Below are 25,530 nucleotides of genomic sequence, written 5' to 3' on the forward strand. Positions count from 1 at the left end.
AACCTCGGTACCCCCGCGCCGGATGACACCGACCGGAGCCAGCCGGGGACAGGCGGCCATGTTCCGAGTGCAGATCACGCTTCTAGATGAATGCACTGACCTTCGTGCGGAGGGCCGCGATAGCGGCTGGTGACCCCGTTGGGGTCACCAGCCAGGTGAAGTCGCCGAGGCCGCCGCGGGCGGTCAGTTCGGCGGCCTCGCCCGCGGCGGCGAGGCCGCGGACGTAGGCGGCCGGGTCGGCGGCGGCCAGGGCGAGCGGGGGGCGGGCGGCGGAGAGGCCGAGGGAGCGCAGGGCGGCGCGTTGGGGGAGCGCCGTGCCCGGCAGGGCGTCGAGGGCGACATGGGCGGTGAGGTCGCGGGAGCCGTCGGGGACGGGCTCCACCTGGCGGCCGTCGCGGTAGCCGGTGAGCGTGCCGTACGGGGGCCGCGCCGCGCGCGTGTGGGCGTAGTCGACGGCGACGGCCGCCCCGGCGTCCAGCGAGCCGACCGCCTCGGCCCAGGCGGCCTCGCGCGGCAGCCCGATCTCGGCGCGGGCGCCGGGCTCCGGCGACGGCGGCCACCACCGCTCCAGCCACCGCGCGTCGGCGCCGCGCACCGGCTCGCCGAGGCGCTCCGCGCCGTCGGCCGGGCGGACCAGCACCTGGCGGGGCACGCCCGCCTCGTCCGTCTCGGCGACGTCGAGCGGCACATTGTCCAGCCACTCGTTGGCGAAGAGCAGGCCGCGCACACCACGCGGCGGCCGGTCGCTCCAGGTGATCCGCGGGTCGAGCCCCGGCGGGCGCGGTGCGCGTTCGACGGCGTGGACGCGTACGCGGCCGGCGACCGGCGCGGGGAGCGCGGCCAGCACCCCGGAGCACAGCTCCGCGCGGCCCGCGCCCATGTCGGTGAAGGCCAGCTCGGCCGGGTGCCCGAGGGCCGCGTCGACCCGGACCAGCAGCTCGGCGACGGCCCCCGCGAAGAGCGCGGAGGCGTGCACGGAGGTACGGAAATGCGCCGCGGGCCGCTCCCGTACGAAGAAGCCCTCGGGGCCGTACAGGGCGCGGTCCATGGCCTCCCGCCAGGGCACCCACCGCTCCCGCCACTCGCTGTCCACGGGGTTAACGGTACGTGTCCGGTGAAGTGTGCCTGCTCACAGGGGAACCTTCCTGACCTGGAGATGCGTCGAAGGCTTGAGCGGGGTGTCTCTCGGGGCCGGTAGTGTTCCGGAGATACCACAGGCGCCGCGACGGCGTGTGCAGCGTGTGTGCAGTGCAGTGAGGGAGTGGACAGCGGATGACTGCCGGAAACGACGGCGCCCCTGAGAACGACGACCCGTTCGGTTATCTCTACCGGTCGGAGGGCGGCGAGCAGCAGCCCGAGCAGGCCCCGGTGCAGCAGCCGGGCATGCCGCGTACCTCGCACCACCAGATCCAGCGGGTCGGTGAGCGTCGTCCGCAGCCGCCGCAGACACCCTCGGGCTACGGCTACCCGCAGCAGCAGTCGCCCTCCGGCTACGGCTATCCGCAGCAGACCCAGCAGCAGACGCAGGCGTACGGCCAGCAGCCCGGCCAGCAGCAGTACGGCGGCCAGCAAGGGCAGCAGGGCCAGCAGGGCCAGCAGGGATACCCGGGCCAGCAGGGTTATCCCGGCCAGCAGCCTCCCGCGCAGCCCCCGCACACCCGTCGCGCGGGCGGCGGCGGCCAGCAGGGCGGCGGCGCGCCCAACCGCAAGGGCCTGCTGATCGCGGCGGTCGCCGTGGTCGCGGCCGTGGCCATCGGCATCGCCTTCGCGATGACCAACGGCTCGGGCGACGGCGACAAGAAGGCCAGCGACAAGCCCTCCAGCCCGGCGGTCACCTCGGCCGCGCCCACCGAGACGACGCCGTCGGCCTCCGCGGAACCGACCCCGTACGACTCGAAGAAGACCGACGCCTCGACGCTCGTCCTGACGGGCGGCGCGCAGACGAGCACCGAGCACCCGGGCGCGAGCGCGGCGGGCGGCACCTATGTCGACCACCTGACGCAGGTCGGCGCGACCGTGACGTGGACGGTGACGGTGCCGAAGGACGGCCCGTACACGCTCTTCACGTACTACGGGAACGCGGGCGACGACGCGACGCTCACCCTCGGGGTGAACGGCAAGGCGCGCAGCGGCCCCGTCAATCTGAAGAACTACGGCCACTACACGGACTGGGCGAAGGCGTGGAACAACCACACCTACTCCTGGATCGACCTCAAGGAGGGCTCCAACACCGTGACGCTGAGCTGCCAGCAGGGCAATCAGTGCGCGGTCAACCTGGACCAGTTCGAACTCAAGCAGGGCCAGGTCACCGAGTAGCCGCCGCCGGGGCCCGCCCTCACACCGCCGCGCCGGGCTCCGCGGGCACCACCGTCACCTGGGGCAGCAGCTCCGCGTAGACCGCCGCGTCGAATTCGCCCGCCGCGGGCGCCGCGACCGTGGCCGCCGAGAGCGCGACCGCCCGCGCCAGCCGCCGCGGCCACGTCAGGCCCTCCGCGAGCCCGGACAGCAGCCCCGCCACCGCCGAGTCGCCCGCGCCCGTCGGATTGCCCGCCAGGCGCGCGGGCGGCAGCGCCTGCCAGCCGCCCTCCTCGGTCAGCGCCAGCATCCCGTCCTCGCCGAGCGAGGCGGCCACCGCGCGGGCGCCGCGCCGCCGGGCGTCACCGGCCGCGCGGGCGGGTTCGGAGAAGCCGGTCAGGCCGGTCAGCTCCACCGCGTTCGGCTTGATCAGGTCGGGGCGCGCGGCCAGCCCGCGGCGCAGCGGCTCCCCGCTGGTGTCCAGCAGCACGAACACCCCGGCGGCCCGCGCCTCGCGCACCAGCTCCGCGTACGCGCCCACCGGCAGCCCCGGCGGCAGGCTGCCGCACAGCGCCACGGCCGTCGCGCGGCCGTCGGCGAGCAGCGCGCGGTAGCGCTCCAGGAACCCGCCCCACTCGCGCGGGGTGACCGTGGGCCCCGGTTCGTTGAACATCGTCGTGTCGCCGGTCGTGTCGTCCACGACGCCCACCGTGCGGCGGGTGGTGCCCGCGATGGGCACCAGCGCGTCGGTCAGCAGCCCGTCGTCGTACTCGGCGGCCCGCTCGGCGAGCCGTTCGCGCAGCTCGGCGCCGACCGGGCCGCCGACGAAGCCGGTGACGACGGCGGGGCGGCCGAGCGCGGCCAGCACGCGGGCGACGTTGAGTCCCTTGCCGCCGGGGCGTTCCGCGGTGTGGGTGACCCGGTGGGTGGAGTGCGGTCGGAGCGACGGGACCCGGTAGGTCACATCGAGGGCGGCGTTCAGCGTGACGGTGATGATCACCTGACGATGATGACAAAAGTACGGCGGTCGGCCCAGTGCGCGCCGACCGCCGTTACGCAGCTTTTAGCGAGAATCCGCGAAAATCGGGTGAACTCACCGCCCGGACGCCCCCGAACTCACCGCCCGGGCGCCTCCGAACACGCCTGCCGGACGCCCCCGAACACACCTGCCGGGCGCACCCTCCGGCGACGGCTAGTCGGGCCGGACGACCCACTCGCCCTTGCGCATGACGCCCACCAGGTCGTACGCCGCGTCCAGCACCACCAGGTCCGCGTCCTTGCCGGGCTCCAGCGTGCCGATGCGGTCGTCCAGGCCGAGCAGCCGCGCCGGGTTGGTGGAGATGGCGCGTACGGCGTCGGTCAGCGACAGCCCGTCCAGCGTGACGGCCCGCTTGAAGGCGGTGTCCAGGGTGAGCGTCGACCCGGCGATCGAGCCGCCCTCGACCAGCCGCGCGACCCCGTCGAGCACCTCGACCTTCATCGGGCCCAGGTCGTAGTGGCCGTCGCCGAAACCGGCCGCGTCCATCGCGTCGGTGATGAAGGCGACCCGCCCGGCGCCCGCGCTCCCGAAGGCCAGCTCCAGGACGGCCGGGTGCAGATGCGTACCGTCGTTGATCAGCTCGACGGTCACCCGCTCGTCCTCCAGCAGCGCCGCGATCGGGCCGGGCGCGCGGTGCTGGAGCGGCGGCATCGCGTTGAACAGATGGGTGGCCACGGTCGCGCCCGCGTCGATGGCCTCCAGCGTCTGCTCGTACGTGGCGTCGGTGTGGCCGATCGCCGCGATCACGCCGAGGTCGGCCAGCAGCCGTACGGAATCGATTCCGCCGGGCAGTTCGGCCGCCAGGGTGACCATCCGGACGGCCCCGCGGCCCGCCTCGACCAGCTTGCGCACATCGGCCGGGTCGGGGTCGCGCAGCAGCGCCTCGTCGTGCGCGCCCTTGCGGCACGGCGAGATGAACGGGCCCTCGTAGTGGATTCCGGCGAGGTCGCCCTGCTCCACCAGCTCGGACAGCAGCCCGGCCTGCTTGGCCAGGACGTCCAGCGCGTTGGTGACGGTCGAGGCGACCACCGTGGTCGTGCCGTGCGCGCGGTGGGTGCGCACACCGGTGAGGATGTCGTCGGCGGTGCCCGAGGTGAAGGACGCGCCGCCGCCGCCGTGGTTGTGGATGTCCACGAAGCCGGGCACGACGGTGTGGCCCGCGAGGTCCACGGTGGCCGTCGAGACGTGCTCGTCGGCCTCGTTCGCCGCGATCCGGGTGCCCTCGACGGTCAGCCGGCCGCCTTCCACCACACCTGACGGCAGGACCACACGGGCACCCGCCAGCACCGTGCGCTGCGTTGTCGTTACGGGGGCCATCAGGCGGTTACCTCCACGGAGAGTAGATCCCAGGCGAGCAGGCCGGCGCCCAGGCATCCAGCGGTGTCCCCCAGCGCGGCGGGGACGATGAGGGGGAGTTTCTGGAAGGTGATACGTGCCTCCACGGCCGCGCGCAGCGGCCCGAAGAGGGTGTCCCCGGCCTCCGCGAGCCCGCCGCCGATGATCAGCACGCGCGGGTCCAGAAGGGTGAGCCCGGTGACCAGGCCGTCGGCCAGCGCGCCGATCGCCTCGCCCCACACCGCGAGCGCCCGCGGGTCGCCGGTCTCGACGGCGCGCGCGCAGTCCGCGGCGTCCGCGTCCGGGTCGCCGCTCGCCTCGGCCCAGGCGCGCGAGACCGCGCCCGCCGAGGCCAGCGCCTCGAGACAGCCGCGCTGCCCGCAGCCGCACTCCGGGCCGCCGGGGCGGACCACGATGTGCCCGATCTCGCCCGCGTAGCCGTGCGCGCCCGCCTCGATCCGGCCCTCGATGCCGATGGCGCCCGCGATGCCGGTGCCCAGCGGGAGGAAGAGGAAGCGGTCGGCGCCGTTGCCCGCGCCGATCCGGCCCTCGGCGAGGCCGCCGGTGCGGACGTCGTGGCCGAGCGCGACCGGTACGCCGTCCAGCCGCTCGGACATCAACGCCCGCAGCGGGACGTCCTTCCAGCGCAGGTTCGCGGCGTAGACGGCGATCCCGTTGACGTCGTCGACGATGCCGGGCACCGCGACCCCGGCCGCGGCGGCGGGTTCGCCGTACTCGCGCACGCCGTGGTCGCGCAGTTCGGCCGCGAAGTCGAGGATCGCGGCGACCACGGCGTCGGGGCCGCGTTCTCTGCCGGTCGGACGGCGCGCCTGGTGCAGGAGCGTTCCGTCCGCGCCGACCAGCGCGGCCTTCATTCCGGTGCCGCCCACATCGAGAGCGATGACATGTCTCACGGGGACAGTGTCGCGGCTAACACCTAAAAAGGTCTAGTCCACTCGGCGAGGAAAGATCACGCGTCAGGCGGCGTTTGCGGAGCAACGGGACACTCGGGCGCGCCGCGACGGGACATCCGGGGGACACACGACGGACGCCCGCCGGACGTACGCCGGTTCCGTGCCGCTTTCCGGGCCGCTTTCCTGGCCGCTTTCCGGGCTGGTCCCGCGCAGGTCGCGTGCCGCTCGCGTGCCGGTCTCCCGCCGGTCCCGGAGCGCGCCCGTCGCCGGTCCGCGCGCGGACCCGTTGCGCAAGCGATACCACTCATGGTGTAGACCTTGGGCAAAGGTGTGGGGAAGACTCGACGCTTCCGTAGCGGTACGCGAGCAAGTGTGCAAGAAGGCGGTAGGAACGGTGCAGCGGCGACGACTTCACGGCTTGGCGGCGATCGGCATCACGTCGGCCCTGGCGATCACCACTCTTACGGCGTGCGGCAACAGTTCACCGCTGAACAGCGACGTCACCCTGCACTTCGTCGCCGCCGACTACGGCGACCCGAAGACGAACAACAGCTCCAAGACGTACTGGGACGACCTCGCGCGCTCCTTCGAGGCGCGCAACCCGCACATCAAGATCAACGTCGAGATCATCGACTGGGACCACGTGGACGACAAGGTCGCCCAGATGGTCAAGGCGAACAAGGCCCCCGACGTCGCGCAGATCGGCTCCTACGCGGCCTACGCCGCCGGCAAGCAGCTCTACAGCGCCGACGAGCTGTTCCCGATCAGCATGCAGTCGGACTTCATCCCCTCGATGGTCAACGCCGGTTCCGTGGACCGCACCCAGTACGGCATACCCTTCGTCTCCAGCTCGCGCATGTTCTTCTACAACAAGAAGCTCTTCAAGAGCGCGGGCATCAAGCACGCCCCCGAGACCTGGGACGAGCTCAAGGCCGACGCGGTCAAGCTCAAGGCCGACGGCGTGAAGGTGCCCTACGGACTGCCGCTGGCCCCCGAGGAGGCGCAGGCCGAGTCCCTGATGTGGATGCTCGGCGCGCAGGGCGGCTACACCGACACCGTCGGCAGCTACACCTTCGACTCCGCGCCCAACGTCGAGGCGTTCGCCTGGGTCAAGAAGAACCTCGTCCAGACCGGCCTGGTCGGCCCGACCGACCCCGCCAAGACCAACCGCCGCGACACCTTCGCCGCCTTCCTGGCCGGCAAGGCGGGCATGGTCATGGGCCACCCCACCCTGCTCACCCAGGCCAAGGCCGCCGGTATCGACGTCGGCGTCGTCCCGCTGCCCGGCCAGAGCGGCCCCAGCAGCGACACCCTCGGCGTCGCCGACTGGATGATGGCGTTCAAGCAGAACGGCAACCGGGACGCGGACGGCAAATTCCTCCAGTTCGTCTTCAACGAGCAGAATTCGCTGAAGTTCCTCAACCAGTACGGGCTGCTGCCGGTGACCATCACCGCGTCCCAGGCGATGCGGAAGAACCCGGCCAACAAGGACCTGGTCCAGTTCCTGAACCTGCTGCCCGACGCCGTGTTCTACCCGGTCAACAAGACCTCGTGGGGCCCGGTCAGCGACGAGGTCAAGAAGAACATCGGCCAGGCCGTGCACGGCGACCCGAAGACGGTCCTGTCCGACCTCCAGCGCTTCGCGCTCACGACGGACTCCGGCAAGTAGCGGCCCGCGGCGGTACGGTGACGGCCGTCGGGTACGCCGACGGCCCGACCGCACCGACAGGGGAGAGGGGCGCCATGACACGGGAAGAACCGCTCTCCGCGCGCGACATCGCCGTCCTGGCCATCGCCGCCCGCACCTGGACCGGACCGGGACCGCGCGAACGGGCCATACGCGAACGCCTCGGCATGTCCCCGACCGCGTACTTCCAGCTCCTCAACGCCCTGCTGGACGACCCCCGGGCCGTCGCCCACGACCCGGTGACGGTCAACCGGCTGCGCAAGGAGCGCGACGCCCGCCGCGACCTGCGCTGACGGCCCGCGCGGGGCGCGCGTGCCACCGTACGCCGGGCATGCGCCCGGGGGACGCGGGTAGGGTCGGCTGCATGGCCTCCGCCGACATCCCCGCCCCCACCACGCCCGAGGGAAAGGAAGGTCTCGCGGCGCTGCTCGCGCGGCCGGAACGCGCCGTCGTCGCCCTTGACTTCGACGGCACCCTCGCCCCGATCGTGCCCGACCCCGAGCAGGCCCGCGCCCACCCCGGCGCCGTCCCCGCCCTCGTCAGGCTCGCCCCGCACCTCGCCGCCGTCGCCGTCGTCACCGGCCGCCCGGCGGGCGTCGCCGTACGCTACGGCGGCTTCGCCGGGGTCGCGGGACTCGAACACCTCGTCGTGCTCGGCCACTACGGCGCCGAGCGCTGGGACGCGCCCACCGGCTCCGTCCACACCCCCGGCGACCACCCCGGCGTCACCTCGGTCCGCGCCGAGCTGCCCGGCTTCCTCGACCGCAACGGCGCCTGGCGCGGCACCTGGGTCGAGGACAAGGGCCGCGCGGTCGCCGTCCACACCCGCCGCGCCGAGGACCCCGACGCCGCCTTCGAGGCGCTGCGCGGTCCGCTGGCCGAACTCGCCGCCCGGCACGGCCTCATGGTCGAGCCCGGCCGCTTCGTCCTCGAACTGCGCCCGCCCGGCGTGGACAAGGGCGTCGCCCTGGCCGCCTACCTCCGCGAGGTCGGCGCCGGCTCGGTGCTCTACGCGGGCGACGACCTCGGCGACCTCGCCGCCTTCGCCGCCGTCCAGGCCCTGCGCGAGGACGGCCTGCCCGGCCTGCTCGTCGCCAGCGCCGCGCCCGAGACGCCCGAGGAAGTCCTCCGCGCCGCCGACCTCGCCGTCCCCGGCCCCGAGGGCGTCGTCTCCCTCCTCGACGCCCTCGCGGACGCCCTGGACTGAGTCCGGACCCGGTGCTCAGCCGTCCAGGGCGTGCAGCTGGTCCAGGAACCAGCGGGACGGGGGGAGCGCGGTGGCCGCGTCGGCGAGGCGCTTGGTGCGCTCGGCGCGGTCCGCCTCCGGGAGAGTGAGGGCCGTGTGCAGGGCGGCGGCGGTCTCGCGGATGTCGTACGGGTTGACGACGATCGCGTCGTCGCCCAGCTCGGCGAAGGCGCCCGCCTCGCGGGACAGCACCAGGGCCACCCCGTTGTCGGAGACGACGGGGACCTCCTTGGCGACGAGGTTCATGCCGTCCCTGATCGGGTTGACCAGGGCCACGTCGGCGAGCCGGTAGGCGGCCAGGGAGCGGGCGAAGTCGTCGTCGACCTTGAGCAGCACCGGCTGCCAGTCGGGCGTGCCGAATTCGGCGTTGATCTCCTCGGCCAGCCGGGCGACCCCCTCGGTGTACTCGCGGTAGACCGCGAGATCCTGCCGGGAGGGGTAGGCGAAGGCGACGTGGACGACCCGGCTGAGCCATTCGGGGTGCTCCTGGAGGAGCTGCCGGTAGGCGAGCAGGCCGCGCACGATGTTCTTGGACAGTTCCGTACGGTCCACGCGCACGATCAGCTTGCGGTCGGCACCCGTCTCCGACCGCAGCCGCGTGATGCGCTCGGCGACGTCCGGGCGGTGCGAGCGCTCGCGCAGGAAGTCGCCGTCGGCGCCGAGGCCGTGCACGCCGAGCCGGGTCGTACGGCCGCGGTGGGTGACCGCCCGGCCGTCGTCGCGGAGCGTGGCGCCCAGCACGCTGACGCAGCACGCGGCGAAGGCGTCGGCCCATCGGCGGGTCAGGAACGCGGCGCGGTCCGCGCCGAGGATGCCTTCGAGCAGTTCTGCGGCGATGTCGTCGGGCAGCAGCCGGAAGTAGTCCGGCGGCGCCCACGGGGTGTGCGTGAAGTGGCCGATCCGCAGGTCGGGGCGGCGGGCCCGGAGCAGCGCCGGGACCAGCGACAGGTGGTAGTCCTGCACCAGGACGTGCGCGCCGTCCGCCGCCTCCTCCGCCAGCGCCTCGGCGAACGCCTCGTTGTACGCCTGGTACGCCGCCCACTGGCCGCGGAAGTCCTCGTCGAAGAGCGGCTCGAACGGCGTCTGGTAGAGCAGGTGGTGGACGAACCACAGCACCGAGTTGGCGATGTCGTTGTACGCGGCCTCGAAGACGCTCTCCTCGACGGCGATCATCCGGGCGCCCGGCTCGCCGACCCCGCGCCGTACCGCCTCACGGTCGCCCTCGCCCAGGGCCGCGCACACCCACACCGCGTCCGCCTCGGGTCCGATCGCGCTCAGGCCCGACACCAGGCCGCCGCCGCCGCGTCTGCTGCTCAGCTCCCCGTCGTCCCCCAGCGCATACGAAACCGGCCCCCGATTCGAAGCGACCAGAATCCGTGCCGCACGCGTTTCGACCATGCCGCCAGCCTAGCCGCGCGGGCTCCGCCCCAAACGTCGTGGACCCTCCTGCTCCGTAGGAGACCGCGCCGGTCAGCCCCGCGGCCCCGGCGGCGCGGGGGCCTGGCGGGGGAGCCGTCAGGCGGCGCGGCGGGCGAGGTATTCGGGGAGGTGAGCCATGGGCGGGCGTTCGTCGACGTCGACGGGGTGGGTGAGCGGGGTGAACCCCCCGGAGGGGTCCCGGTGGAACTGGGTGAGGCGGGGGCGGACCAGGGGCGCCCGGGACAGCCGCAGGCTCGCCGTGCGATAGATGGCGGCCGACATCCGCCCGAGCGCCTGCCCGTCCTGATGCCGGTGGTGCCGGACGCCCACGTCCACCTGCCCGAGCGCGTCGAGCCCCGCCAGGGACAGGGCGTCGATGAGCATGCCCAGCTCCACGCCGTACCCGACGGGGAACGGCAGCCGCTCCAGCAGCGAGCGCCGCGCCGCGTACTCCCCGCCCAGCGGCTGGACGAAGCCCGCCAGCCGCGGCCAGTGCAGATTGAGCAGCGGCCGGGCGACCAGCTCGGTGACCCGGCCGCCGCCCGCCGGCACCACCGAGCCGCCGGTCTCCAGCGGCCGGTCGTACATCGCCTTGACCAGCTCCACGTCCGGCTCGGTGAGCAGCGGCCCGACGATCCCCGACACGAAGCGCGAGTCGAACGAGCGCAGGTCCGCGTCCACGAAACAGACGATCTCGCCGCGGGTGACCAGCAGCGACCGCCACAGCACCTCGCCCTTGCCGGGCAGCGCGGGCAGCCGCGGCAGGATCGCGTCGCGCTGCACCACCCGCGCCCCGGCCCGCGCCGCGACCTGCGCCGTACGGTCGCGGGAGCCGGAGTCGACCACGATCAGCTCGTCGACCAGCGGCACCTCGTCGGTCATCAGGTCGCGGCGGATCGCCGCGACGATCTCGCCGACCGTCGCCTCCTCGTCGAGCGCGGGCAGCACCACGCTGACCGTGCCCTGCGGCCCCGCGGCCCGCTTCGCGGCGAGCAGCAGGTCGAGCGGCCGGTCGGCGGCGGACCAGGACCGCCGCTCCAGCCACCGCTCCACCTCATCGAGCACGGTCCCGTCCCCTTTTCGTACGGTGTGAGCCCTCAGAAACCAGCCGGACGGCCGCCCCAGCGGCCATCTCGCCGTTCGGACGACTATCTCAACTGTCACGCTTGTCGGTTACAGTCTTGAACAACGCGTATGACCGCCGCATGCCGGGGGTCGTAGCGCGGGACAAACGCGTCGCCGCCGCACAGAAGGCGGGCAGGCGCCATACCGCTCATCCAGAGGGGCAGAGGGAACGGCCCGTTGAAGCCCCGGCAACCCTCCCGCCGACCGCGAGGTCACACGGTGGGGAAGGTGCCAATTCCGTCTTGTGGCGACGTACGTCACAAGGAAGATGAGGAGAAAGGGCCTCGCCATCATGGCTGTGCAGACCGTCGCCAGCACCCACGACAGCACCAGCACTCCCCCCTTCGGACCGGCCTCCGCGCTGTCCTGCCGGGAGTGCGGCACCCGCTTCCCGCTGAGCCCGGTCTTCGCCTGCGAGGAGTGTTTCGGGCCCCTCGAAGTCGCGTACGACCTGCCGCTCGGCGACCCCGAGTCGCTGCGCAAGCGGATCGAGGCGGGACCCACCAGCATCTGGCGGTACGCGCCGCTGCTGCCGGTCCCCGCCGACGTCACCGACAAGCCCAACCTCCACCCGGGCTGGACCAAGCTCGTCAAGGCCGACAACCTCGCCCGTGAACTGGGCATCACCGGCGGCCTGCACATCAAGGACGACTCCGGCAATCCGACGCACTCCTTCAAGGACCGCGTCGTCGCCATCGCCCTGGAGGCCGCTCGCACCTTCGGCCTCACCACGCTCTCCTGCTCCTCCACCGGCAACCTCGCGGGCGCCGTCGGCGCCGCCGCCGCGCGCGCCGGTTTCCGCTCCTGCGTGTTCATCCCGCACGACCTGGAGGCGGGCAAGGTCGTCATGGCCGCGGTCTACGGCGGCGAACTGGTCGGCATCGAGGGCTCGTACGACGACGTGAACCGCTTCTGCTCCGAGCTGATCGGCGACCCGATCGGCGAGGGCTGGGGCTTCGTCAACGTCAATCTGCGGCCCTACTACGGCGAGGGCTCCAAGACCCTGGCGTACGAGATCTGCGAACAGCTCGGCTGGCGCATCCCCGACAACCTGGTGATCCCGATCGCGTCCGGCTCCCAGCTCACCAAGATCGACAAGGGCCTGCGCGAGCTGATCGCGCTCGGCCTGGTCGAGGACAAGCCGTACAAGATCTACGGCGCCCAGGCCGAGGGCTGCTCGCCGGTCTCGGCGGCGTTCAAGGCGGGGCACGACGTGGTGCGGCCGGTGAAGCCGGACACCATCGCCAAGTCGCTGGCGATCGGCAATCCGGCGGACGGCCCGTACGTGCTGGACATCGCCCGGCGGACCGGTGGCGCGGTCGACGACGTGAACGACGAGCAGGTCGTGGACGCGATCAAGCTGCTCGCGCGCACCGAGGGGATCTTCGCGGAGACCGCGGGCGGGGTGACCGTGGGGGTGCTGAAGAAGCTGATCGAGACCGGGCAGCTCGACCCGGCCGCCGAGACCGTCGTCCTCAACACCGGCGACGGACTGAAGACTTTGGACGCGGTGGCACCGACCACCGGCCCGACCGCCACCATCCGCCCGACCCTTGACGCGTTCCGAGAGGCTGGCCTCGCATGAGTGCTTCTGTTCGTATCCCCACCATTCTCCGCACCTACACCGGCGGCCAGGCCGAGGTTCCGGCCGAGGGCGGCACGCTGGCCGAGGTGATCGACTCGCTGGAGAAGAATCACGCGGGCATTTCGGCGCGCGTTCTCGACGACACCGGAAAACTCCGTCGTTTCGTGAACGTCTATGTCAACGACGACGATGTTCGCTTTTCCGACGGTCTCGCCACCGCTGTCCCCGACGGCGCGAGCGTTTCGATCATTCCGGCGGTAGCGGGCGGCTGATCAACTTCCCGTAACGGCCCGGCTACACCTGCCGTTTTGTGCCCCTTTCACCCTTTTGCGGTGGATGGGGCACAGTGCTGTACGGGGGCCGGACCGGGTCGAACGGCCGTGTCCGGGGCGGTAGTTGAAAGGTTGTACTGTTGCCACGGGCAAGTTGCCGCCGCGAACGGTCAGTGCGGCGATTTATCGCCAAATTCACGTGTGGATTGTCGCATAGGCGACGTATGTCCGGTCCGAGATGCCCCGCCATAGCGCCCTATTCTGGTGTATTTCCGATCGGTCGCTCCCCGAATTCTCGTCCGATTGACCTGTTGCAGAGGGCATCCGTGCAGATACATTCAGCCGCGGTCGACGCGTTCCGGCGCACACCACCAGGGATCCCCTGTCGCTCAGACAACGGCTTCCCCGGCGGTGAGGTCTGACCCGGACCCGCGGAGTGCGGGGCCGCGATAGGGCCAGTAATAGGGGAGTTAGGAATGGCTCAGGGCACCGTCAAGTGGTTCAACGCGGAGAAGGGCTACGGCTTCATCGCGGTCGACGGTGGTGCGGATGTCTTCGTCCACTACAGCGCGATTCAGATGGACGGTTACCGCACCCTCGAAGAAGGCCAGCGGGTCGAGTTCGAGATCTCGCAGGGTCAGAAGGGGCCGCAGGCGGACATGGTCCGGCTGGCCACCGCCTGACGGCCCGGCGCGCTCGGCGACCGACACGACGCACTCACGCACCAAGGGTCCGTACCTCTTAGGGGGGACGGGTCCTTCGTGCGTGGCCCGGAGTTGTCCACAGGCGCTTGCACTCGATGGGGTCGAGTGCTAATCATTGGCGTTAGCACTCTCCTAGTGAGAGTGCTGAAGGACCGGGTCGGTGAGGCCCGCCCGGCCGCCGGGAAGGAACCGGCGACCAGGTCGGCCGTCCGTCGCGGGCACCACACGGTCCGAGCCGTCGCCCCCTGCTCCGGTGGGGGAACCCCAGTCCGCGGAGGACACTTCACATGGCAAAGATCATCGCGTTCGACGAGGAGGCACGGCGCGGTCTCGAGCGCGGGATGAACCAGCTCGCCGACGCCGTCAAGGTCACCCTCGGCCCGAAGGGCCGCAACGTCGTCCTCGAGAAGAAGTGGGGCGCCCCCACGATCACCAACGATGGTGTGTCCATCGCCAAGGAGATCGAGCTCGAGGACCCGTACGAGAAGATCGGCGCCGAGCTGGTCAAGGAGGTCGCGAAGAAGACCGACGACGTCGCGGGTGACGGCACCACCACCGCGACCGTCCTGGCCCAGGCCCTGGTCAAGGAAGGGCTGCGCAACGTCGCGGCCGGCGCCAACCCGATGGCCCTCAAGCGCGGCATCGAGAAGGCCGTCGAGGCCGTCTCCGCCGCTCTGCTGGAGCAGGCCAAGGACGTGGAGACCAAGGAGCAGATCGCTTCGACCGCCTCCATCTCCGCCGCCGACACCCAGATCGGCGAGCTGATCGCCGAGGCCATGGACAAGGTCGGCAAGGAAGGCGTCATCACCGTCGAGGAGTCGCAGACCTTCGGGCTCGAGCTCGAGCTCACCGAGGGCATGCGCTTCGACAAGGGCTTCATCTCCGCCTACTTCGCGACCGACCTGGAGCGTATGGAGGCGTCGCTCGACGACCCGTACATCCTGATCGTCAACTCCAAGATCTCCTCGGTGAAGGACCTGCTCCCGCTGCTGGAGAAGGTCATGCAGTCCGGCAAGCCGCTGCTGATCATCGCCGAGGACGTCGAGGGCGAGGCCCTGTCGACCCTGGTGGTCAACAAGATCCGCGGCACCTTCAAGTCCGTCGCCGTCAAGGCGCCCGGCTTCGGTGACCGTCGCAAGGCCATGCTCGGCGACATCGCCATCCTCACCGGTGGCACCGTCATCTCCGAAGAGGTCGGCCTCAAGCTGGAGAACGCGGGCCTGGACCTGCTCGGCCGCGCCCGTACCGTCGTCATCACCAAGGACGAGACCACCATCGTCGACGGTGCCGGTGACAGCGACCAGGTCGCCGGGCGGGTCAACCAGATCCGCGCCGAGATCGACAACAGCGACTCGGACTACGACCGCGAGAAGCTCCAGGAGCGCCTGGCGAAGCTGGCCGGCGGCGTGGCCGTCATCAAGGCCGGTGCCGCCACCGAGGTCGAGCTCAAGGAGCGCAAGCACCGCATCGAGGACGCGGTGCGCAACGCGAAGGCCGCCGTGGAAGAGGGCATCGTCGCCGGTGGCGGCGTGGCCCTGCTCCAGGCGACCGCGGTCTTCGAGAAGCTGGAGCTCGAGGGCGACGAGGCGACCGGTGCCAACGCCGTGAAGCTCGCGCTGGAGGCCCCGCTGAAGCAGATCGCCGTCAACGGTGGTCTCGAAGGCGGCGTCATCGTCGAGAAGGTGCGCAACCTGCCCGTCGGCCACGGCCTCAACGCCGCGACCGGTGAGTACGTCGACATGATCGCCGAGGGCATCATCGACCCGGCGAAGGTCACGCGCTCCGCGCTCCAGAACGCGGCCTCCATCGCCGCGCTGTTCCTCACCACCGAGGCCGTCATCGCCGACAAGCCGGAGAAGGCCGCCCCCGGCGGCGCTCCGGGCGGCATGCCCGGCGGTGACATGGACTTCTGATCCACGGGGCGCGAGCCCGGATCAGCAGGACCGCACGACGGCACCCCCCGGTCACCCGGGGGGTGCCGTCTTTGTGTCCGGCGCATTGTTGGGAACAATTCACCAAGACTGTCCCAAAACGGGGCAATTTTGAATTACCGTCAGATGCCGGTAGCAGGACAAGTACGGGGGGTACCGGGGTCAAACCTGCTGCTAGGCTCTCATTGCTTGGCAAGTGTCATGCGCAAGTGTTCCGCATTTTTGTTCGGATTTGAAAGAGATTCCGCAAATGGCGGCCCCTCGCCTGAAGAGAGCCTCATGACGTCCTACTTACATGATCCAGCACTTTGGGGCCTGATCGCAGGTACTCCTGTCGCCGCGACCGCGATTGCGCTCAGCCGGAAAACTAATGCGAAGCTCCGTGCCGCGCTCGCCGAGCAGTCGGCGCGCCGCGCCTCCCTGGAAGTCGGCCGCGAGCAGATCGTGGATGAGGCCAGACGCCGGGCCGAGGAGGGCACCAAGAGCGTGCTCAAGGCCGCCATGCGCACCCTCCAGGGTCTGGCGGGCGAGCAGCAGGTCGCCATCGCGAAGCTCCAGCGGGAGAACGGCGAGCACGCGGCGCTCCAGGGCCTGTTGGACGTGGACCACGGCAACGCGCAGTTCACCCGGCGCGCCCAGTCCATAGCCGTGCTCTGCGACGGCTGGCTCGGCCGCCGCAAGAACGCGGCGTCGGTCTACGACGTGGTCCGCAGCGCCAAGGGCCGCATCCGGCATTTCACGCGCGTGGAAATCCGTTCGCAGAGCAATTTCGCGGTGGTGAGCCGCGCGGTCGAACCGGTCGCACTCGCCCTTTCCGAACTGCTCGACAACGCCACGAGTTATTCGGCCCCTGAAACGTCCATCGAAATCAATATCCAGCCCGTGCCCAAGGGCGTCTGCATCGTCGTCGACGACGCGGGTGTCGGCATGAGCGACGAAGAGAAGACGCTGGCGGGAGAACTCCTCACCGGCCAGCGCACTCCGGGTGTTTCCGGCCTCGGAAATCCGCCGCAATTCGGTTTCGCGGTGATCGGCGTACTCGCCAACCGTTACGGATTCAGCGTCTCGGTGGATTCCACCTCGCCGTACGGCGGAGTGCGCGCCGTGCTGCTGCTCCCCGACGAACTCCTCACCACCACCATCGAGCCCGAGGAGACTCCCGTCGTGGGTGAAGCGTCCGAGCCGGTGGAGCAGAGCGCGCCCGAGCCGGTGGTGCCCGCCACCACCTTCGGCGGCCTGCCCAAGCGGCGGCGCTTCCGGCACCCGATCTCGATAGTGCCCACGGCCGAGGAGCGGTCCGACGACAGAACCGGTGACAGAGCCGGGGACAGAGTCGAGCGGGCGCCCGAGCCGGTGCGCGACAGCCACGAAGTCGCCTCCCGCATGGGCGCGTTCCAGCGGGGCACTCAGTCCGGCCGCCGTTCCATCGGCGCGAGCAGCGAAGGGCAGGACGCCCAATGAGCCCAATGATCGGAAGAGATCTGTCGTGGATGCTCGACAGCGCCCTTGAGGTGCCCGAGGCCCGGCACGCGATCCTGGTGTCGGCCGACGGCCTGCTGATGGCCCGCTCCAACGAGGTCGGCAGGGACCACGCCGACACCGTCGCGGCGGCGATGAGCGGCATGCAGTCGCTGAGCCGTACGGTGTCCGACTTCGTCGGCGGCGACGACCGCCGCCAGGAGTGGCGGCAGACCCTGGTGGAGTTCGACCACGGCTGGGTCTTCCTCATCTCGGCAGGTGAAGGCGCCTATCTCGCGGTCTCCGCGTCCCCGGACGCGGACCTCGCGGAGATCACCTTCCGGATGCAGCAGCTCGTCGGCCAACTCGGCAAGGTGCTGACCACACCTCCTCGCGAGAACGCTGACGTCAATTGACGGGCGAACCGGAGCTGGAGTTAGAAGCCACGGAATTAGTACGCCCGTATGTGATCACCAACGGTCGCGAGCTTCCGGTCGACGGCGGCTTCACGATGATCACACTGGTCGCCGTATCCGAAAACGCGCCCCGGACAAGGGTTCTTGATCCCGAGAAGCTGCGGGTGATGGAACTGTGCTCGGGCGGTTATCTCGCGGTCGCGGAGATCGCCGCGCACACCGGGCTGCCGATGGGCGTGGTCAAGATCCTTCTGTCGGATCTGGTGGAGGACGGGTATCTGCTCGCGCGGGCACCCGTTCCCCGCGCGCAGTTGGTCGAGAGGGAACTGCTGGAGGAGGTGCTGCATGGGCTCCGGGCTCGCTTCGGATAGGGACAGTGCTCCCCAGACGCCGCGCGAGAACGTCTATCTGCCCAGTTCGGTACGGACGGTCGCCAAGATCCTCGTGGTCGGGCACTTCGCCGTGGGCAAGACGACGTTCATCGGCACCATGTCGGAGATCCCGCCGCTGCGCACCGAGGAAGTGATGACGCAGGCCAGCGCGGACATCGACGACCTCAGGGGCGCGCCCAACAAGACCACCACCACGGTCGCGATGGACTTCGGCCGGCTGACCCTCAGCGACGAACTGGTGCTGTACATGTTCGGTACGCCGGGCCAGCAGCGGTTCGTGCGGCTGTGGGAGGACCTGTCGCGCGGCGCGCTCGGCGCGCTCGTGCTGGTCGACCCGCTGCGGCTCCAGGAGTCCTTCCCCGTGATGGACCTCGTGGAGCGGCACGGTCTGCCGTACGCCATCGCCGTGAACCGCTTCGACGGTGCGCCCCCGCACTCGCTCGAAGAGGTGCGCGAGGCGCTGGATCTGCTTCCCGAGACCCCGGTGGTCTCGTGCGACGCACGCGACGAGCGGTCATCGGCGGGTTCACTGATCGCTCTGGTGCAGTATTTGCAGTCTCGCCTCAACTAGTAGGTCACCGCAGGTAGTTCAGGTAGCTCAGGTATTTCAACGAGGAGCACAGGCATGCAGACCCCTCCGGACTTCCAGGCCCCGCCGCCCGGCTGCCCCGCGCACGACAGCGGCCAGAGTGTGCCGCTGTACGGCCCGGAGTTCGCCGCCGCTCCGGAGGCGTTCTACTCCTACATGCGGCAGTTCGGCCCGAGCGCTCCGGTGGAGCTGGCGCCGGGCGTGGAGGCCGAACTCGTCACGGACTACACCGAGGCGCTGCGGGTCCTCCAGAACCCGGGCACCTTCGCCCGCGACTCGCGCCGCTGGCGCGCGATGAACGAGGGTCAGATACCGGCGGACAGCCCGGTGATGGGGATGATGGCCTACCGGCCGAATCTGCTGTTCTCCGACGGCGCCGAGCACATGCGGCTGCGGCAGGCGGCGACCGACAGCCTGGCCATGGTCGACTCGCACCGGCTGAGCCGGCACGTCGACCAGGTCGCCTCGTATCTGATCAGCCAGTTCAGCGCCAAGGGGCGGGCCGACCTGGTCGCCGACTACGCGCAGCAGGTGCCGCTGCTGGTCTTCAACGACCTCTTCGGCTGCACCGAGGACATCGGCAACCGGCTGGTGTTCGGGATCTCCGGCATCTTCGATGGCATCGATGTCGAGAAGTCGCTGGAGGTGCTGACCGGGGCGCTGGTCGAACTGGTCGAGCTGAAGCGGACCACGCCGGGCGAGGACATCACCTCCTGGATGATGCAGCACCGCTCCGCGCTGACCACCGAGGAGATGATCCACCAGCTCTTCCCGATGATCGCCGCGGGTACCGAGCCGGTGCAGAACATGATCTCCAGCGCGCTGCGGCTGCTGCTGTCCGACGACAAGTACGCCGACAGCCAGCACATGGCGGGCCTGCTGGTCGAGGACGCGCTCAACGACGTGCTGTGGAACTACCCGCCGATGGCCAACTACGGCGTGCACTACCCGGTGCACGACGTGGACCTCGCCGGGATCACACTCCGCGCGGGCGACCCCGTGGTGATCAGTTACGCGGCGGCCAACACCGACCCGAGCCTGGGCGGCGGCGGCCAGACGATGAGCAAGCGGGCGCACCTGGGCTGGGGCGCGGGTCCCCATGTCTGCCCGGCCAAGGACCCGGCCACGCTGATCTCGCTGCGGGCCATCGAGAAGCTGCTCAACACGCTGCCGGACATCGACCTGGCGGTGCCGGTGGAGAGCCTGACCTGGCGTCCGGGCCCCTTCCACCGCGCGCTCACCTCGCTGCCCGCCCGGTTCACCCCGGCGCGGCAGCCGGTCCGCTCGCAGGAGAGCCAGTCGGCTCAGGCTCCGGCCGACCACACGCAGGGCAAGCCGAAGGCGGCCAGCCGCTGGAGCTCGTTCCTCAACTGGCTCAAGGCGTAACACTCGGCGACGCACAAGTCGAAAACCGGCCGACCGCGGCTTCGCGGTCGGCCGGTTTCGATAAAGAACGGACCTGGCCGGAAATCATCGCCGACGGTGTGACGCTTGCCACAATTACGAGCAGTGTCCGATCGGATACGCATCTCGTGCCCAGGGTATGCAGGACAGGTCAATCCGGCCTGGCATTGAGGACCAAGGAGAAATGCCGCCATGGTCACACCGTATTCGGTCGCCCCCACCGACCGGCGAAGAGTTGTATCACTTTTTTCCCGACTCCGTAAGCCCGGCGGACAGGAAAGTCCGCTGCCTCTTTACGACGAGCTTCGCTCGATGGGGGATGTCGTCCCAGCGCCCTGGGGCGGCCACCTGATCACGTCGTTCGGCCTCAGTGACCAGGTGCTGAGGGACCGGGCCTGGCGTGTGACCGACAACGAATGGGCCGCCAGGCAAGGCCAGGGAACGCGCTGGAGCGCGCCTTCCTCACGGCAGATCGGTCAGACTCTGGTCCGGCTCAATCCACCGCATCACACATTGATGCGCCGCTCGGTCGGAAATATGTTCGACCGGAGGGCGCTCGGTGACATTCGGATATCGGTGGAAAAGACAACGGACCGCCTGGTCGGCCGGCTCGCGGAACGCCTGCGCGACGGAGTGGCCGATTTTGTCTCACTGGTGAGCGAGGAGCTGCCGGTGCGCGCGATAGGGGAGTGGATGGGTTTGCCCTCCGCTGACTTCCCCCTTTTGCGGGACTTGACCCACGCCCAGGTGTTCACCCAGGAGCTGCTGCCCACCCCGAGCCAGCTCGCGATCTCCGACGAAGCCACCGTGACACTGCACCAGTACTTCGCCGCGCTGGTGCGCGAAAGGCGCAGGTCACCGGGGGACGACCCGGTCTCGCAGTGGCTGCGCACCTGGGACGGGCTGGAGCCGGACCGCGACCGCGCCGACGAGGCCGTCTACTACCTCGCGCTGCTGGTGGTGCTCGCCGCCCTGGAGACCACCTCCAATCTGCTGTCCACCATGACGTGGCTGATCGCCGAGCACCCCCGCCAGATGGGCTGGCTGCGCGCCCACCCGCAGGACATCCCCGGCGCCGTCGAGGAGGTGCTGCGCTACGACCCGCCGATACACGTCGTGACGCGGGTCGCGGGCGACGACATGACGCTCGCGGGCATCGAGGTGCCCAAGGACGAGACCGTCCACCTGATGCTCGCCGCCGCCAACCACGACCCCGCGCAGTACGCCGACCCGCACATCTTCGACATCCGCCGCAAGGTCAACCACCTCAGCTTCGGCGGCGGCATCCACTACTGCGTCGGCGCCCCGCTGGCCAGGATGGAGGCCACCGCGCTGCTGACCGCGCTGCTCAGGAAGCTGCCGGGACTGAGCGTCCACCGCGACCCCGAGTGGGCGCCGCGGGTCGCCTTCCGGCGGATGACGACACTGACGGTGTCCGACTCCGCGTCCGCCCGCGTCCCCGAACAGGCGGGCCCCAGAGACCTGTAGGCCGCACACGGCACGACCGCACGAGAGAACCGGTGGCGAACGACAGCATGATGAACTACTTCAAGGTCCTGCGCGTCAGCCAGGAAGGAGCGCTGCTGCGCGTACGGCTGAACACCCCGGAGACCGGGAACGCCGTCACCGGCCCGGTCCTGGACGAACTGCTGGCCGTACTGCGCTCGGTGCAGGACCACCCCGGCATACGGGTGCTCGAACTCTCCGGCGCCGGCGAGCACTTCTGCCTCGGCGGCGACCGCAGGGAATTCGCCGAGTCGCTGGCCGCCGACCCCACGGGGTCCGGCCTGCGCACCATGGGCAACAAGGCGCGGCAGGTGTGCGAGGCGCTCGCCACGCTCGGCGCCGTCACCGTCGCGCGGGTGCACGGCGACGTGATCGGCGCGGGCGTGGCGCTCGCGATGTTCTGCGACCTGCGGGTCGGCGCCGACACCAGCCGGTTCCGGCTGCCCGAGCTGGCGTTGGGCCTGCCGCCCGCCTGGGGCGGCATCCTGCCCCGGCTGCTCAACGAGGTGGGAGCCGCCCGCATCCGCGAACTCGTCCTCACCGGCGAGGCGTTCGACGCGGCCAGGGCCGTCGAGCTGTCCGTCCTGCACAAGGCCGTGCCCGAGGCCGGGCTGGACGCCGCCGTCGACCAGTGGGCGCGGCCGATGCTCCGCCGCTCCCCGGCCGCGCTGCGCGCCGCCAAGACGATGCTCAACGCGTACGGCGGCGCCCACCGCCTGGCGGACGCCACCCTCTTCGACGGCGAATGGCTGGCCTCGGTGCTGATGGCGGCCGAGTCCGCCAAGCGCCAGTGAACTCCCGCTCCCGCGCGGCTACTTCGGCGCGGCCTCCAGCGCCTGCCGCAGGTGGCCGCCCGACTCCGTCAGCAGCCGGGCCGCCGTGGCCGCGTCCACATGGGCGAGCAGCGTCAAGATCGCGTGCTTGACCTCGCCGTCGGTGGCGGTCAGCGCGTCCTCGATCGCCTCCTCGTCCGCGCCGGTGGCCAGCGCGACGATCCGCCGCGAGCGCGCCCGCAGCTTCTCGTTGGAGGCCCGCACGTCGACCATGAGGTTCCCGTACGTCTTGCCGAGCCGGATCATCGTGATGGTCGAGAGCATGTTGAGCACGAGCTTCTGCGCGGTGCCGGACTTCAACCGGGTGGAACCGGCGATCAGTTCGGGCCCGACGACGACCTCGATGCCGTGGTCGGCCGCCGCCGCGAGCGGCGAGTCCGCGTTGCAGGACAGGCCCACGGTGAGCGCCCCCGTGGCGCGCGCGTACTCCACCGCGCCGACCGCGTAGGGAGTGCGCCCGGAGGCGGAGACGCCGACGACGCTGTCGGCCGGGGTCAGTCCGAGCGCGGCGAGGTCGGCGGCGGCCAGCTCCTTGCTGTCCTCCGCGCCCTCGATGGAGGTGATCATCGCGGACGGGCCGCCCGCGATCAGTCCGAGCACCTCGCGTCCCGGCGTGGTGTTGAAGGTCGGCGGGCACTCGCTCGCGTCGAGCACGCCGAGCCTGCCCGCCGTACCGGCGCCCGCGTAGATCAGCCGTCCGCCGCGTTCCATCCGGGCGGCGATCCCGTCGATGGCGGCGGCGATCACGGGCAACTGCCCGGCGACCGCGGCCGGAACGGTGGCGTCCTCACCGTTCATGGTCCGCGCGATCTCCAGGGTGGGCATCCGGTCGATCTCGGCGAGCTCGGGCCGGAACGCCTCGGTGGTGAGGGTCTCCAGCTCGCGGCGCAGCTCGGTGTAGTGCGACATATGCGGCTCGTTCATCCTTCTGCTGTGGGGGTCGTGGAGTGGTGCGGACCGGCCGTCAGGCGCGGCCCGAGCGGGGACTGTGCCGGTGCGCGAGCGCTTCGTACGAGGCGGACAGCGCCGGGGCCGCGGTCTCGTAGGTGCGCTGCGCGACGCCGATGAACAGACAGTCGACGACGAGGAGCTGACTCGTACGACTGGACATCGCGGCGGGCCGCAGCTCGCTCTCGCGGGAGGTGGACGTGGTCAGCACCAGATCGGCGTACTGCGTGACCGCGCCGTCCGCCCGGCCGGTGATGGCGATGGTCGTCGCCCCCCGGTCGAACGCGGCCCGCAGCGGCTCGATGACGTCGTGCGTACTGCCCGAGTGCGTGATGGCCAGGGCCACGTCGCCCGGCTTGAGCTGTACGGCGTTGGTGACCGCCAGGTGCGGGTCGGCGTGCGCGTGCGCGATCAGGCCGATCCGCAGCAGCTTCTGCGCCAGGTCCTGGCCGACCAGCGCGGACGCGGCTATCCCGTAGATGTCGGTCCGCCGGGCGGCGGCCAACGCGGCGACGGCGGCCTCCAGTTGGCCCATGTCGAGCTGGGCGGCGGTGTCGGCGAGGGTCTGCTGCTCCTCCATGGCCAGCTTGGTGACCACGTCGGCGAGCGGGTCGTCGACGGCGATGTCGGCGGTGACGGCGGGCGGCGCCCCGGTGGCCTGCTGGGCGGCGAGCGCGGCCAGCGCCAGCCGCAGATCGCGGTAGCCGGGGTAGCCCAGCAGCCGGGCGGTGCGGACGACGGTCGCCTCGCTGGTGCCGGTACGCACCGCGAGCGCCGTGACGGTCAGATGGGCACAGCCCGCCGGATCACCCGCGACGGCTTCCGCGACCCGGTGCATGGACCGGGTCATCGACGGCGCGAGGGTGCGGACCTTGGCGGCGAGGGCCCCCGGGTCGGGGGGCGTGACGGGGAGGACGGGCGCGCCGGACACGCCGCGGAGGGCGCGGACGCTCGGGGAGAAAGTTTCCTTCACGCTATAGGTCACCTTCTGAAAGGTATTTTCAGAGACGGCCGTACGTCAAGGCACCCGACGATCACGGCGTCCGCGTCCGCCGGGCTTGCGACAATGGAGGGATGGAAGGTGAAACCGTGCTGCATGGTGCCCGCGCTCTCGTGCTGTCCGACCTCAGCGCCCGCGGTGTCGCGGAGGCCGACATCGTCTCGCTGGTCGAGGACGCCGTCAGCAAGCGCCGCTGGTGGCTGGAGCAGTGGCCGGACGGCGCGGAGTACATCCCCGGGCTGCTCGCCCAGGACGTCCAGGACGCCCTGCTCGAACGCTACGGGCGCTGGCCGCTGTGCCCGGACTGCGACGACCCGCACGCCCTGGCCGTCGAACCCGAACTCGGCCCCGACCCGCACTGGGTCTGCGAGGCCCGCGGCGCCGTCGTCGCCCCCGTCGGCGCCCTGACCCCGGTGAACCCGGTATGACCCACGACACCGAGTCGGACCCCTCATGACCCTCTACATCGACCCGCCGACCTGGCCCGGCCACGGCCGCCACTGGTCCCACCTGGTCAGCGACGTCTCCTACGCCGAACTGCACGCCTTCGCCGCCCGCCTCGGCGCCCCGTCCCGCGCCTTCGAACACGACCACTACGACATCCCCTCCGAGCGGTACGCCGACGCGGTCGCCCTCGGCGCGGTCGAGACCGGCAGCAAGGAGATCGTCCGCCTGCTGACCGCCGCGGGCCTGCGGCGGCGCAAATACGTCAGGCCGTGAGCAGGTCCGGCTCCGTCAGGCCGTGAGCAGCTCCAGCTCCGTCGTCAGATTGCGGCGGGCCGTGCGCTCCCACTGGTCCTTGCCGTAAGGGGTGCGGAACAGGTCGGGGAGGGCGAGGAGTTGGCGCAGGACGGCGGCGCGGCCGGCGCGGAAGGCGTCGTCGGGGACGAAGCCGTACTCGGAGCGGACGGCGGCGGCGTAGGCCGCGTAGGCGGCGGGGTCGCCGGCCAGGACGGCGAGGTCGGCGTCGCAGAGGACCTCGCCGTTGTGGTCGCCCTCGGCCGGGTCGTGGGTGACCGTCAGACGCACCAGGCGGGCGACCTCGGCGGTGCGGTCGGCGGCCACGCCCGCCTCGGGCAGGGCGCGTTCGGCGAGGTGGGCGCTGCGCTCCTCGTTCTCCGAGCGGTCGGGGCGGTAGACCGCGTCGTGGAACCAGGCGGCGAGGGCCACCGCGTCCGGATCGGCGGCGTACGCGGTCAGTTCGGTGGCGTGGTCCAGGACCGCCTGGAGATGGTCCAGCGTGTGGTAACGCCGCTGCGGTTCGGCCCAGCGGCCGAGCAGATCGGCGCCGTACGGCGCGGGGTCGGGGGCGGGCGCGTCGTCCGCTGTCGGCTCCTGGCAGCGGCGCAGCAGGTCGCACCACTCGGCGAGCAGGGCGTCGTAGCGGGGGTGAGGGGCGGCGGGCGTGAAGGACATGCCGGTAATTGTGCGC

The 25,530-nt window shown here is 71.1% G+C and carries 26 protein-coding genes and 1 riboswitch; of the genes, 17 read left to right on the forward strand and 9 right to left on the reverse strand.

What is annotated here, in order from left to right:
* Window positions 1-82: 82 nt before the first annotated feature.
* Window positions 83-1,048, reverse strand: coding sequence for an SAM-dependent methyltransferase (locus ACIOC1_RS22565; protein ID WP_401856242.1), 966 nt, complete (start codon window positions 1,046-1,048; stop codon window positions 83-85).
* 224 nt (window positions 1,049-1,272) lie between these two features.
* Here ACIOC1_RS22565 and ACIOC1_RS22570 point away from each other — a divergent pair, with 224 nt between their 5' ends.
* Window positions 1,273-2,316 (forward strand): carbohydrate-binding protein, encoded by a 1,044-nt coding sequence (locus ACIOC1_RS22570; RefSeq protein ID WP_401856170.1) that lies wholly within the window; start codon window positions 1,273-1,275, stop codon window positions 2,314-2,316.
* Between the two features lie 19 nt (window positions 2,317-2,335).
* On the opposite strand, the gene ACIOC1_RS22575 is transcribed toward ACIOC1_RS22570, so the two are convergent.
* The 3 genes from ACIOC1_RS22575 to ACIOC1_RS22585 form a co-directional block, all read right to left on the reverse strand.
* Window positions 2,336-3,295 (reverse strand): 1-phosphofructokinase family hexose kinase, encoded by a 960-nt coding sequence (locus ACIOC1_RS22575; protein WP_355337319.1) that lies wholly within the window; start codon window positions 3,293-3,295, stop codon window positions 2,336-2,338.
* A gap of 192 nt (window positions 3,296-3,487) precedes the next feature.
* Complete coding sequence (gene nagA / locus ACIOC1_RS22580) at window positions 3,488-4,651, reverse strand: N-acetylglucosamine-6-phosphate deacetylase (RefSeq protein ID WP_391043049.1); 1,164 nt, start codon at window positions 4,649-4,651, stop codon at window positions 3,488-3,490.
* Complete coding sequence (locus ACIOC1_RS22585) at window positions 4,651-5,583, reverse strand: ROK family protein (RefSeq protein WP_355337325.1); 933 nt, start codon at window positions 5,581-5,583, stop codon at window positions 4,651-4,653. Before ACIOC1_RS22585 ends, nagA begins: the two co-directional genes overlap by 1 nt.
* A gap of 418 nt (window positions 5,584-6,001) precedes the next feature.
* Here ACIOC1_RS22585 and ACIOC1_RS22590 point away from each other — a divergent pair, with 418 nt between their 5' ends.
* The 3 genes from ACIOC1_RS22590 to otsB all read left to right on the forward strand — a co-directional run bounded on the left by ACIOC1_RS22590 (window position 6,002) and on the right by otsB (window position 8,477).
* Window positions 6,002-7,252 (forward strand): extracellular solute-binding protein, encoded by a 1,251-nt coding sequence (locus ACIOC1_RS22590; RefSeq protein ID WP_355337328.1) that lies wholly within the window; start codon window positions 6,002-6,004, stop codon window positions 7,250-7,252.
* Window positions 7,253-7,326: 74 nt separating this feature from the next.
* The gene (locus ACIOC1_RS22595; protein WP_188285385.1) at window positions 7,327-7,563 is read left to right on the forward strand and encodes a DUF3263 domain-containing protein; all 237 of its coding nucleotides are present in this window, start codon (window positions 7,327-7,329) and stop codon (window positions 7,561-7,563) included.
* Window positions 7,564-7,634: 71 nt separating this feature from the next.
* Window positions 7,635-8,477: a trehalose-phosphatase gene (gene otsB, locus ACIOC1_RS22600; protein WP_391043051.1), complete on the forward strand. Its 843-nt coding sequence runs from the start codon at window positions 7,635-7,637 to the stop codon at window positions 8,475-8,477.
* A 15-nt stretch (window positions 8,478-8,492) separates the two neighbouring features.
* On the opposite strand, the gene ACIOC1_RS22605 is transcribed toward otsB, so the two are convergent.
* Both ACIOC1_RS22605 and ACIOC1_RS22610 read right to left on the reverse strand, forming a co-directional pair.
* On the reverse strand, window positions 8,493-9,914 hold the full coding sequence (locus ACIOC1_RS22605) for a trehalose-6-phosphate synthase (protein WP_401856171.1): 1,422 nt from the start codon (window positions 9,912-9,914) through the stop codon (window positions 8,493-8,495).
* Between the two features lie 117 nt (window positions 9,915-10,031).
* Window positions 10,032-11,000, reverse strand: coding sequence for a glucosyl-3-phosphoglycerate synthase (locus ACIOC1_RS22610; protein WP_401856172.1), 969 nt, complete (start codon window positions 10,998-11,000; stop codon window positions 10,032-10,034).
* A 205-nt stretch (window positions 11,001-11,205) separates the two neighbouring features.
* A riboswitch (SAM riboswitch) is annotated at window positions 11,206-11,335 on the forward strand.
* A gap of 17 nt (window positions 11,336-11,352) precedes the next feature.
* Between ACIOC1_RS22610 and thrC the strand changes: the two genes are divergently transcribed.
* The 11 genes from thrC (at window position 11,353) to ACIOC1_RS22665 (ending at window position 22,111) form a co-directional block, all read left to right on the forward strand.
* Window positions 11,353-12,645, forward strand: coding sequence for a threonine synthase (thrC, locus tag ACIOC1_RS22615; protein WP_401309971.1), 1,293 nt, complete (start codon window positions 11,353-11,355; stop codon window positions 12,643-12,645).
* Window positions 12,642-12,917, forward strand: a complete 276-nt coding sequence (locus ACIOC1_RS22620) for a MoaD/ThiS family protein (protein WP_188285379.1) — start codon at window positions 12,642-12,644, stop codon at window positions 12,915-12,917. Before thrC ends, ACIOC1_RS22620 begins: the two co-directional genes overlap by 4 nt.
* Before the next feature lie 476 nt (window positions 12,918-13,393).
* Complete coding sequence (locus tag ACIOC1_RS22625) at window positions 13,394-13,600, forward strand: cold-shock protein (RefSeq protein ID WP_093715500.1); 207 nt, start codon at window positions 13,394-13,396, stop codon at window positions 13,598-13,600.
* 308 nt (window positions 13,601-13,908) lie between these two features.
* On the forward strand, window positions 13,909-15,534 hold the full coding sequence (groL, locus tag ACIOC1_RS22630; RefSeq protein WP_188285378.1) for a chaperonin GroEL: 1,626 nt from the start codon (window positions 13,909-13,911) through the stop codon (window positions 15,532-15,534).
* Between the two features lie 297 nt (window positions 15,535-15,831).
* Window positions 15,832-17,013 (forward strand): ATP-binding protein, encoded by a 1,182-nt coding sequence (locus tag ACIOC1_RS22635; RefSeq protein WP_355337346.1) that lies wholly within the window; start codon window positions 15,832-15,834, stop codon window positions 17,011-17,013.
* 8 nt (window positions 17,014-17,021) lie between these two features.
* Complete coding sequence (locus ACIOC1_RS22640) at window positions 17,022-17,426, forward strand: roadblock/LC7 domain-containing protein (RefSeq protein ID WP_355338031.1); 405 nt, start codon at window positions 17,022-17,024, stop codon at window positions 17,424-17,426.
* Window positions 17,423-17,797 carry a DUF742 domain-containing protein gene (locus ACIOC1_RS22645; RefSeq protein ID WP_355337348.1) on the forward strand — a complete coding sequence of 125 codons (375 nt, stop codon included), beginning with the start codon at window positions 17,423-17,425 and terminating at the stop codon, window positions 17,795-17,797. Before ACIOC1_RS22640 ends, ACIOC1_RS22645 begins: the two co-directional genes overlap by 4 nt.
* The gene (locus ACIOC1_RS22650; protein WP_355337351.1) at window positions 17,772-18,389 is read left to right on the forward strand and encodes an ATP/GTP-binding protein; all 618 of its coding nucleotides are present in this window, start codon (window positions 17,772-17,774) and stop codon (window positions 18,387-18,389) included. The genes ACIOC1_RS22645 and ACIOC1_RS22650 overlap by 26 nt, the downstream gene beginning before the upstream one ends.
* Window positions 18,390-18,443: 54 nt before the next feature.
* On the forward strand, window positions 18,444-19,793 hold the full coding sequence (locus tag ACIOC1_RS22655) for a cytochrome P450 (protein WP_355337354.1): 1,350 nt from the start codon (window positions 18,444-18,446) through the stop codon (window positions 19,791-19,793).
* Between the two features lie 594 nt (window positions 19,794-20,387).
* Entirely contained in the window at window positions 20,388-21,299 is a 912-nt protein-coding gene (locus ACIOC1_RS22660; RefSeq protein ID WP_401856173.1) for a cytochrome P450, read from the forward strand.
* Window positions 21,300-21,346: 47 nt separating this feature from the next.
* Complete coding sequence (locus ACIOC1_RS22665) at window positions 21,347-22,111, forward strand: enoyl-CoA hydratase/isomerase family protein (RefSeq protein ID WP_355338034.1); 765 nt, start codon at window positions 21,347-21,349, stop codon at window positions 22,109-22,111.
* A gap of 18 nt (window positions 22,112-22,129) precedes the next feature.
* Here the strand turns inward: ACIOC1_RS22665 and murQ are convergent, their stop codons facing one another.
* Window positions 22,130-23,074 (reverse strand): N-acetylmuramic acid 6-phosphate etherase, encoded by a 945-nt coding sequence (gene murQ / locus ACIOC1_RS22670; RefSeq protein WP_355337360.1) that lies wholly within the window; start codon window positions 23,072-23,074, stop codon window positions 22,130-22,132.
* 40 nt (window positions 23,075-23,114) lie between these two features.
* Window positions 23,115-24,083 (reverse strand): SIS domain-containing protein, encoded by a 969-nt coding sequence (locus ACIOC1_RS22675; protein ID WP_391043062.1) that lies wholly within the window; start codon window positions 24,081-24,083, stop codon window positions 23,115-23,117.
* Window positions 24,084-24,172: 89 nt separating this feature from the next.
* On the opposite strand from ACIOC1_RS22675, the gene ACIOC1_RS22680 reads away from it, so the two are divergent.
* Both ACIOC1_RS22680 and ACIOC1_RS22685 read left to right on the forward strand, forming a co-directional pair.
* The gene (locus tag ACIOC1_RS22680) at window positions 24,173-24,526 is read left to right on the forward strand and encodes a hypothetical protein (RefSeq protein ID WP_391043064.1); all 354 of its coding nucleotides are present in this window, start codon (window positions 24,173-24,175) and stop codon (window positions 24,524-24,526) included.
* Window positions 24,527-24,551: 25 nt separating this feature from the next.
* Window positions 24,552-24,818, forward strand: coding sequence for a DUF4031 domain-containing protein (locus ACIOC1_RS22685; protein ID WP_401856174.1), 267 nt, complete (start codon window positions 24,552-24,554; stop codon window positions 24,816-24,818).
* A gap of 15 nt (window positions 24,819-24,833) precedes the next feature.
* Here ACIOC1_RS22685 and ACIOC1_RS22690 read toward each other — a convergent pair whose 3' ends face one another.
* Window positions 24,834-25,514 carry a hypothetical protein gene (locus ACIOC1_RS22690; protein WP_391162498.1) on the reverse strand — a complete coding sequence of 227 codons (681 nt, stop codon included), beginning with the start codon at window positions 25,512-25,514 and terminating at the stop codon, window positions 24,834-24,836.
* Window positions 25,515-25,530 lie beyond the last annotated feature (16 nt).

Source organism: Streptomyces sp. NPDC088197 (genome assembly GCF_044741185.1).
Classification (GTDB): Bacteria; Actinomycetota; Actinomycetes; order Streptomycetales; family Streptomycetaceae; genus Actinacidiphila.

Bases quoted from the DNA above. Each gene is read 5' to 3' on its own strand.
- ACIOC1_RS22625 (WP_093715500.1), top strand. From the start codon at position 13,394: ATGGCTCAGGGCACCGTCAAGTGGTTCAACGCGGAGAAGGGCTACGGC.
- ACIOC1_RS22605 (WP_401856171.1), bottom strand. From the start codon at position 9,914: ATGGTCGAAACGCGTGCGGCACGGATTCTGGTCGCTTCGAATCGGGGG.
- murQ (WP_355337360.1), bottom strand. From the start codon at position 23,074: ATGAACGAGCCGCATATGTCGCACTACACCGAGCTGCGCCGCGAGCTG.
- ACIOC1_RS22620 (WP_188285379.1), top strand. From the start codon at position 12,642: ATGAGTGCTTCTGTTCGTATCCCCACCATTCTCCGCACCTACACCGGC.
- ACIOC1_RS22685 (WP_401856174.1), top strand. From the start codon at position 24,552: ATGACCCTCTACATCGACCCGCCGACCTGGCCCGGCCACGGCCGCCAC.
- ACIOC1_RS22635 (WP_355337346.1), top strand. From the start codon at position 15,832: ATGACGTCCTACTTACATGATCCAGCACTTTGGGGCCTGATCGCAGGT.
- ACIOC1_RS22665 (WP_355338034.1), top strand. From the start codon at position 21,347: ATGATGAACTACTTCAAGGTCCTGCGCGTCAGCCAGGAAGGAGCGCTG.
- ACIOC1_RS22565 (WP_401856242.1), bottom strand. From the start codon at position 1,048: ATGGACCGCGCCCTGTACGGCCCCGAGGGCTTCTTCGTACGGGAGCGG.
- ACIOC1_RS22650 (WP_355337351.1), top strand. From the start codon at position 17,772: ATGGGCTCCGGGCTCGCTTCGGATAGGGACAGTGCTCCCCAGACGCCG.
- ACIOC1_RS22655 (WP_355337354.1), top strand. From the start codon at position 18,444: ATGCAGACCCCTCCGGACTTCCAGGCCCCGCCGCCCGGCTGCCCCGCG.
- groL (WP_188285378.1), top strand. From the start codon at position 13,909: ATGGCAAAGATCATCGCGTTCGACGAGGAGGCACGGCGCGGTCTCGAG.
- nagA (WP_391043049.1), bottom strand. From the start codon at position 4,651: ATGGCCCCCGTAACGACAACGCAGCGCACGGTGCTGGCGGGTGCCCGT.
- ACIOC1_RS22570 (WP_401856170.1), top strand. From the start codon at position 1,273: ATGACTGCCGGAAACGACGGCGCCCCTGAGAACGACGACCCGTTCGGT.
- ACIOC1_RS22595 (WP_188285385.1), top strand. From the start codon at position 7,327: ATGACACGGGAAGAACCGCTCTCCGCGCGCGACATCGCCGTCCTGGCC.
- ACIOC1_RS22680 (WP_391043064.1), top strand. From the start codon at position 24,173: ATGGAAGGTGAAACCGTGCTGCATGGTGCCCGCGCTCTCGTGCTGTCC.
- otsB (WP_391043051.1), top strand. From the start codon at position 7,635: ATGGCCTCCGCCGACATCCCCGCCCCCACCACGCCCGAGGGAAAGGAA.
- thrC (WP_401309971.1), top strand. From the start codon at position 11,353: ATGGCTGTGCAGACCGTCGCCAGCACCCACGACAGCACCAGCACTCCC.
- ACIOC1_RS22690 (WP_391162498.1), bottom strand. From the start codon at position 25,514: ATGTCCTTCACGCCCGCCGCCCCTCACCCCCGCTACGACGCCCTGCTC.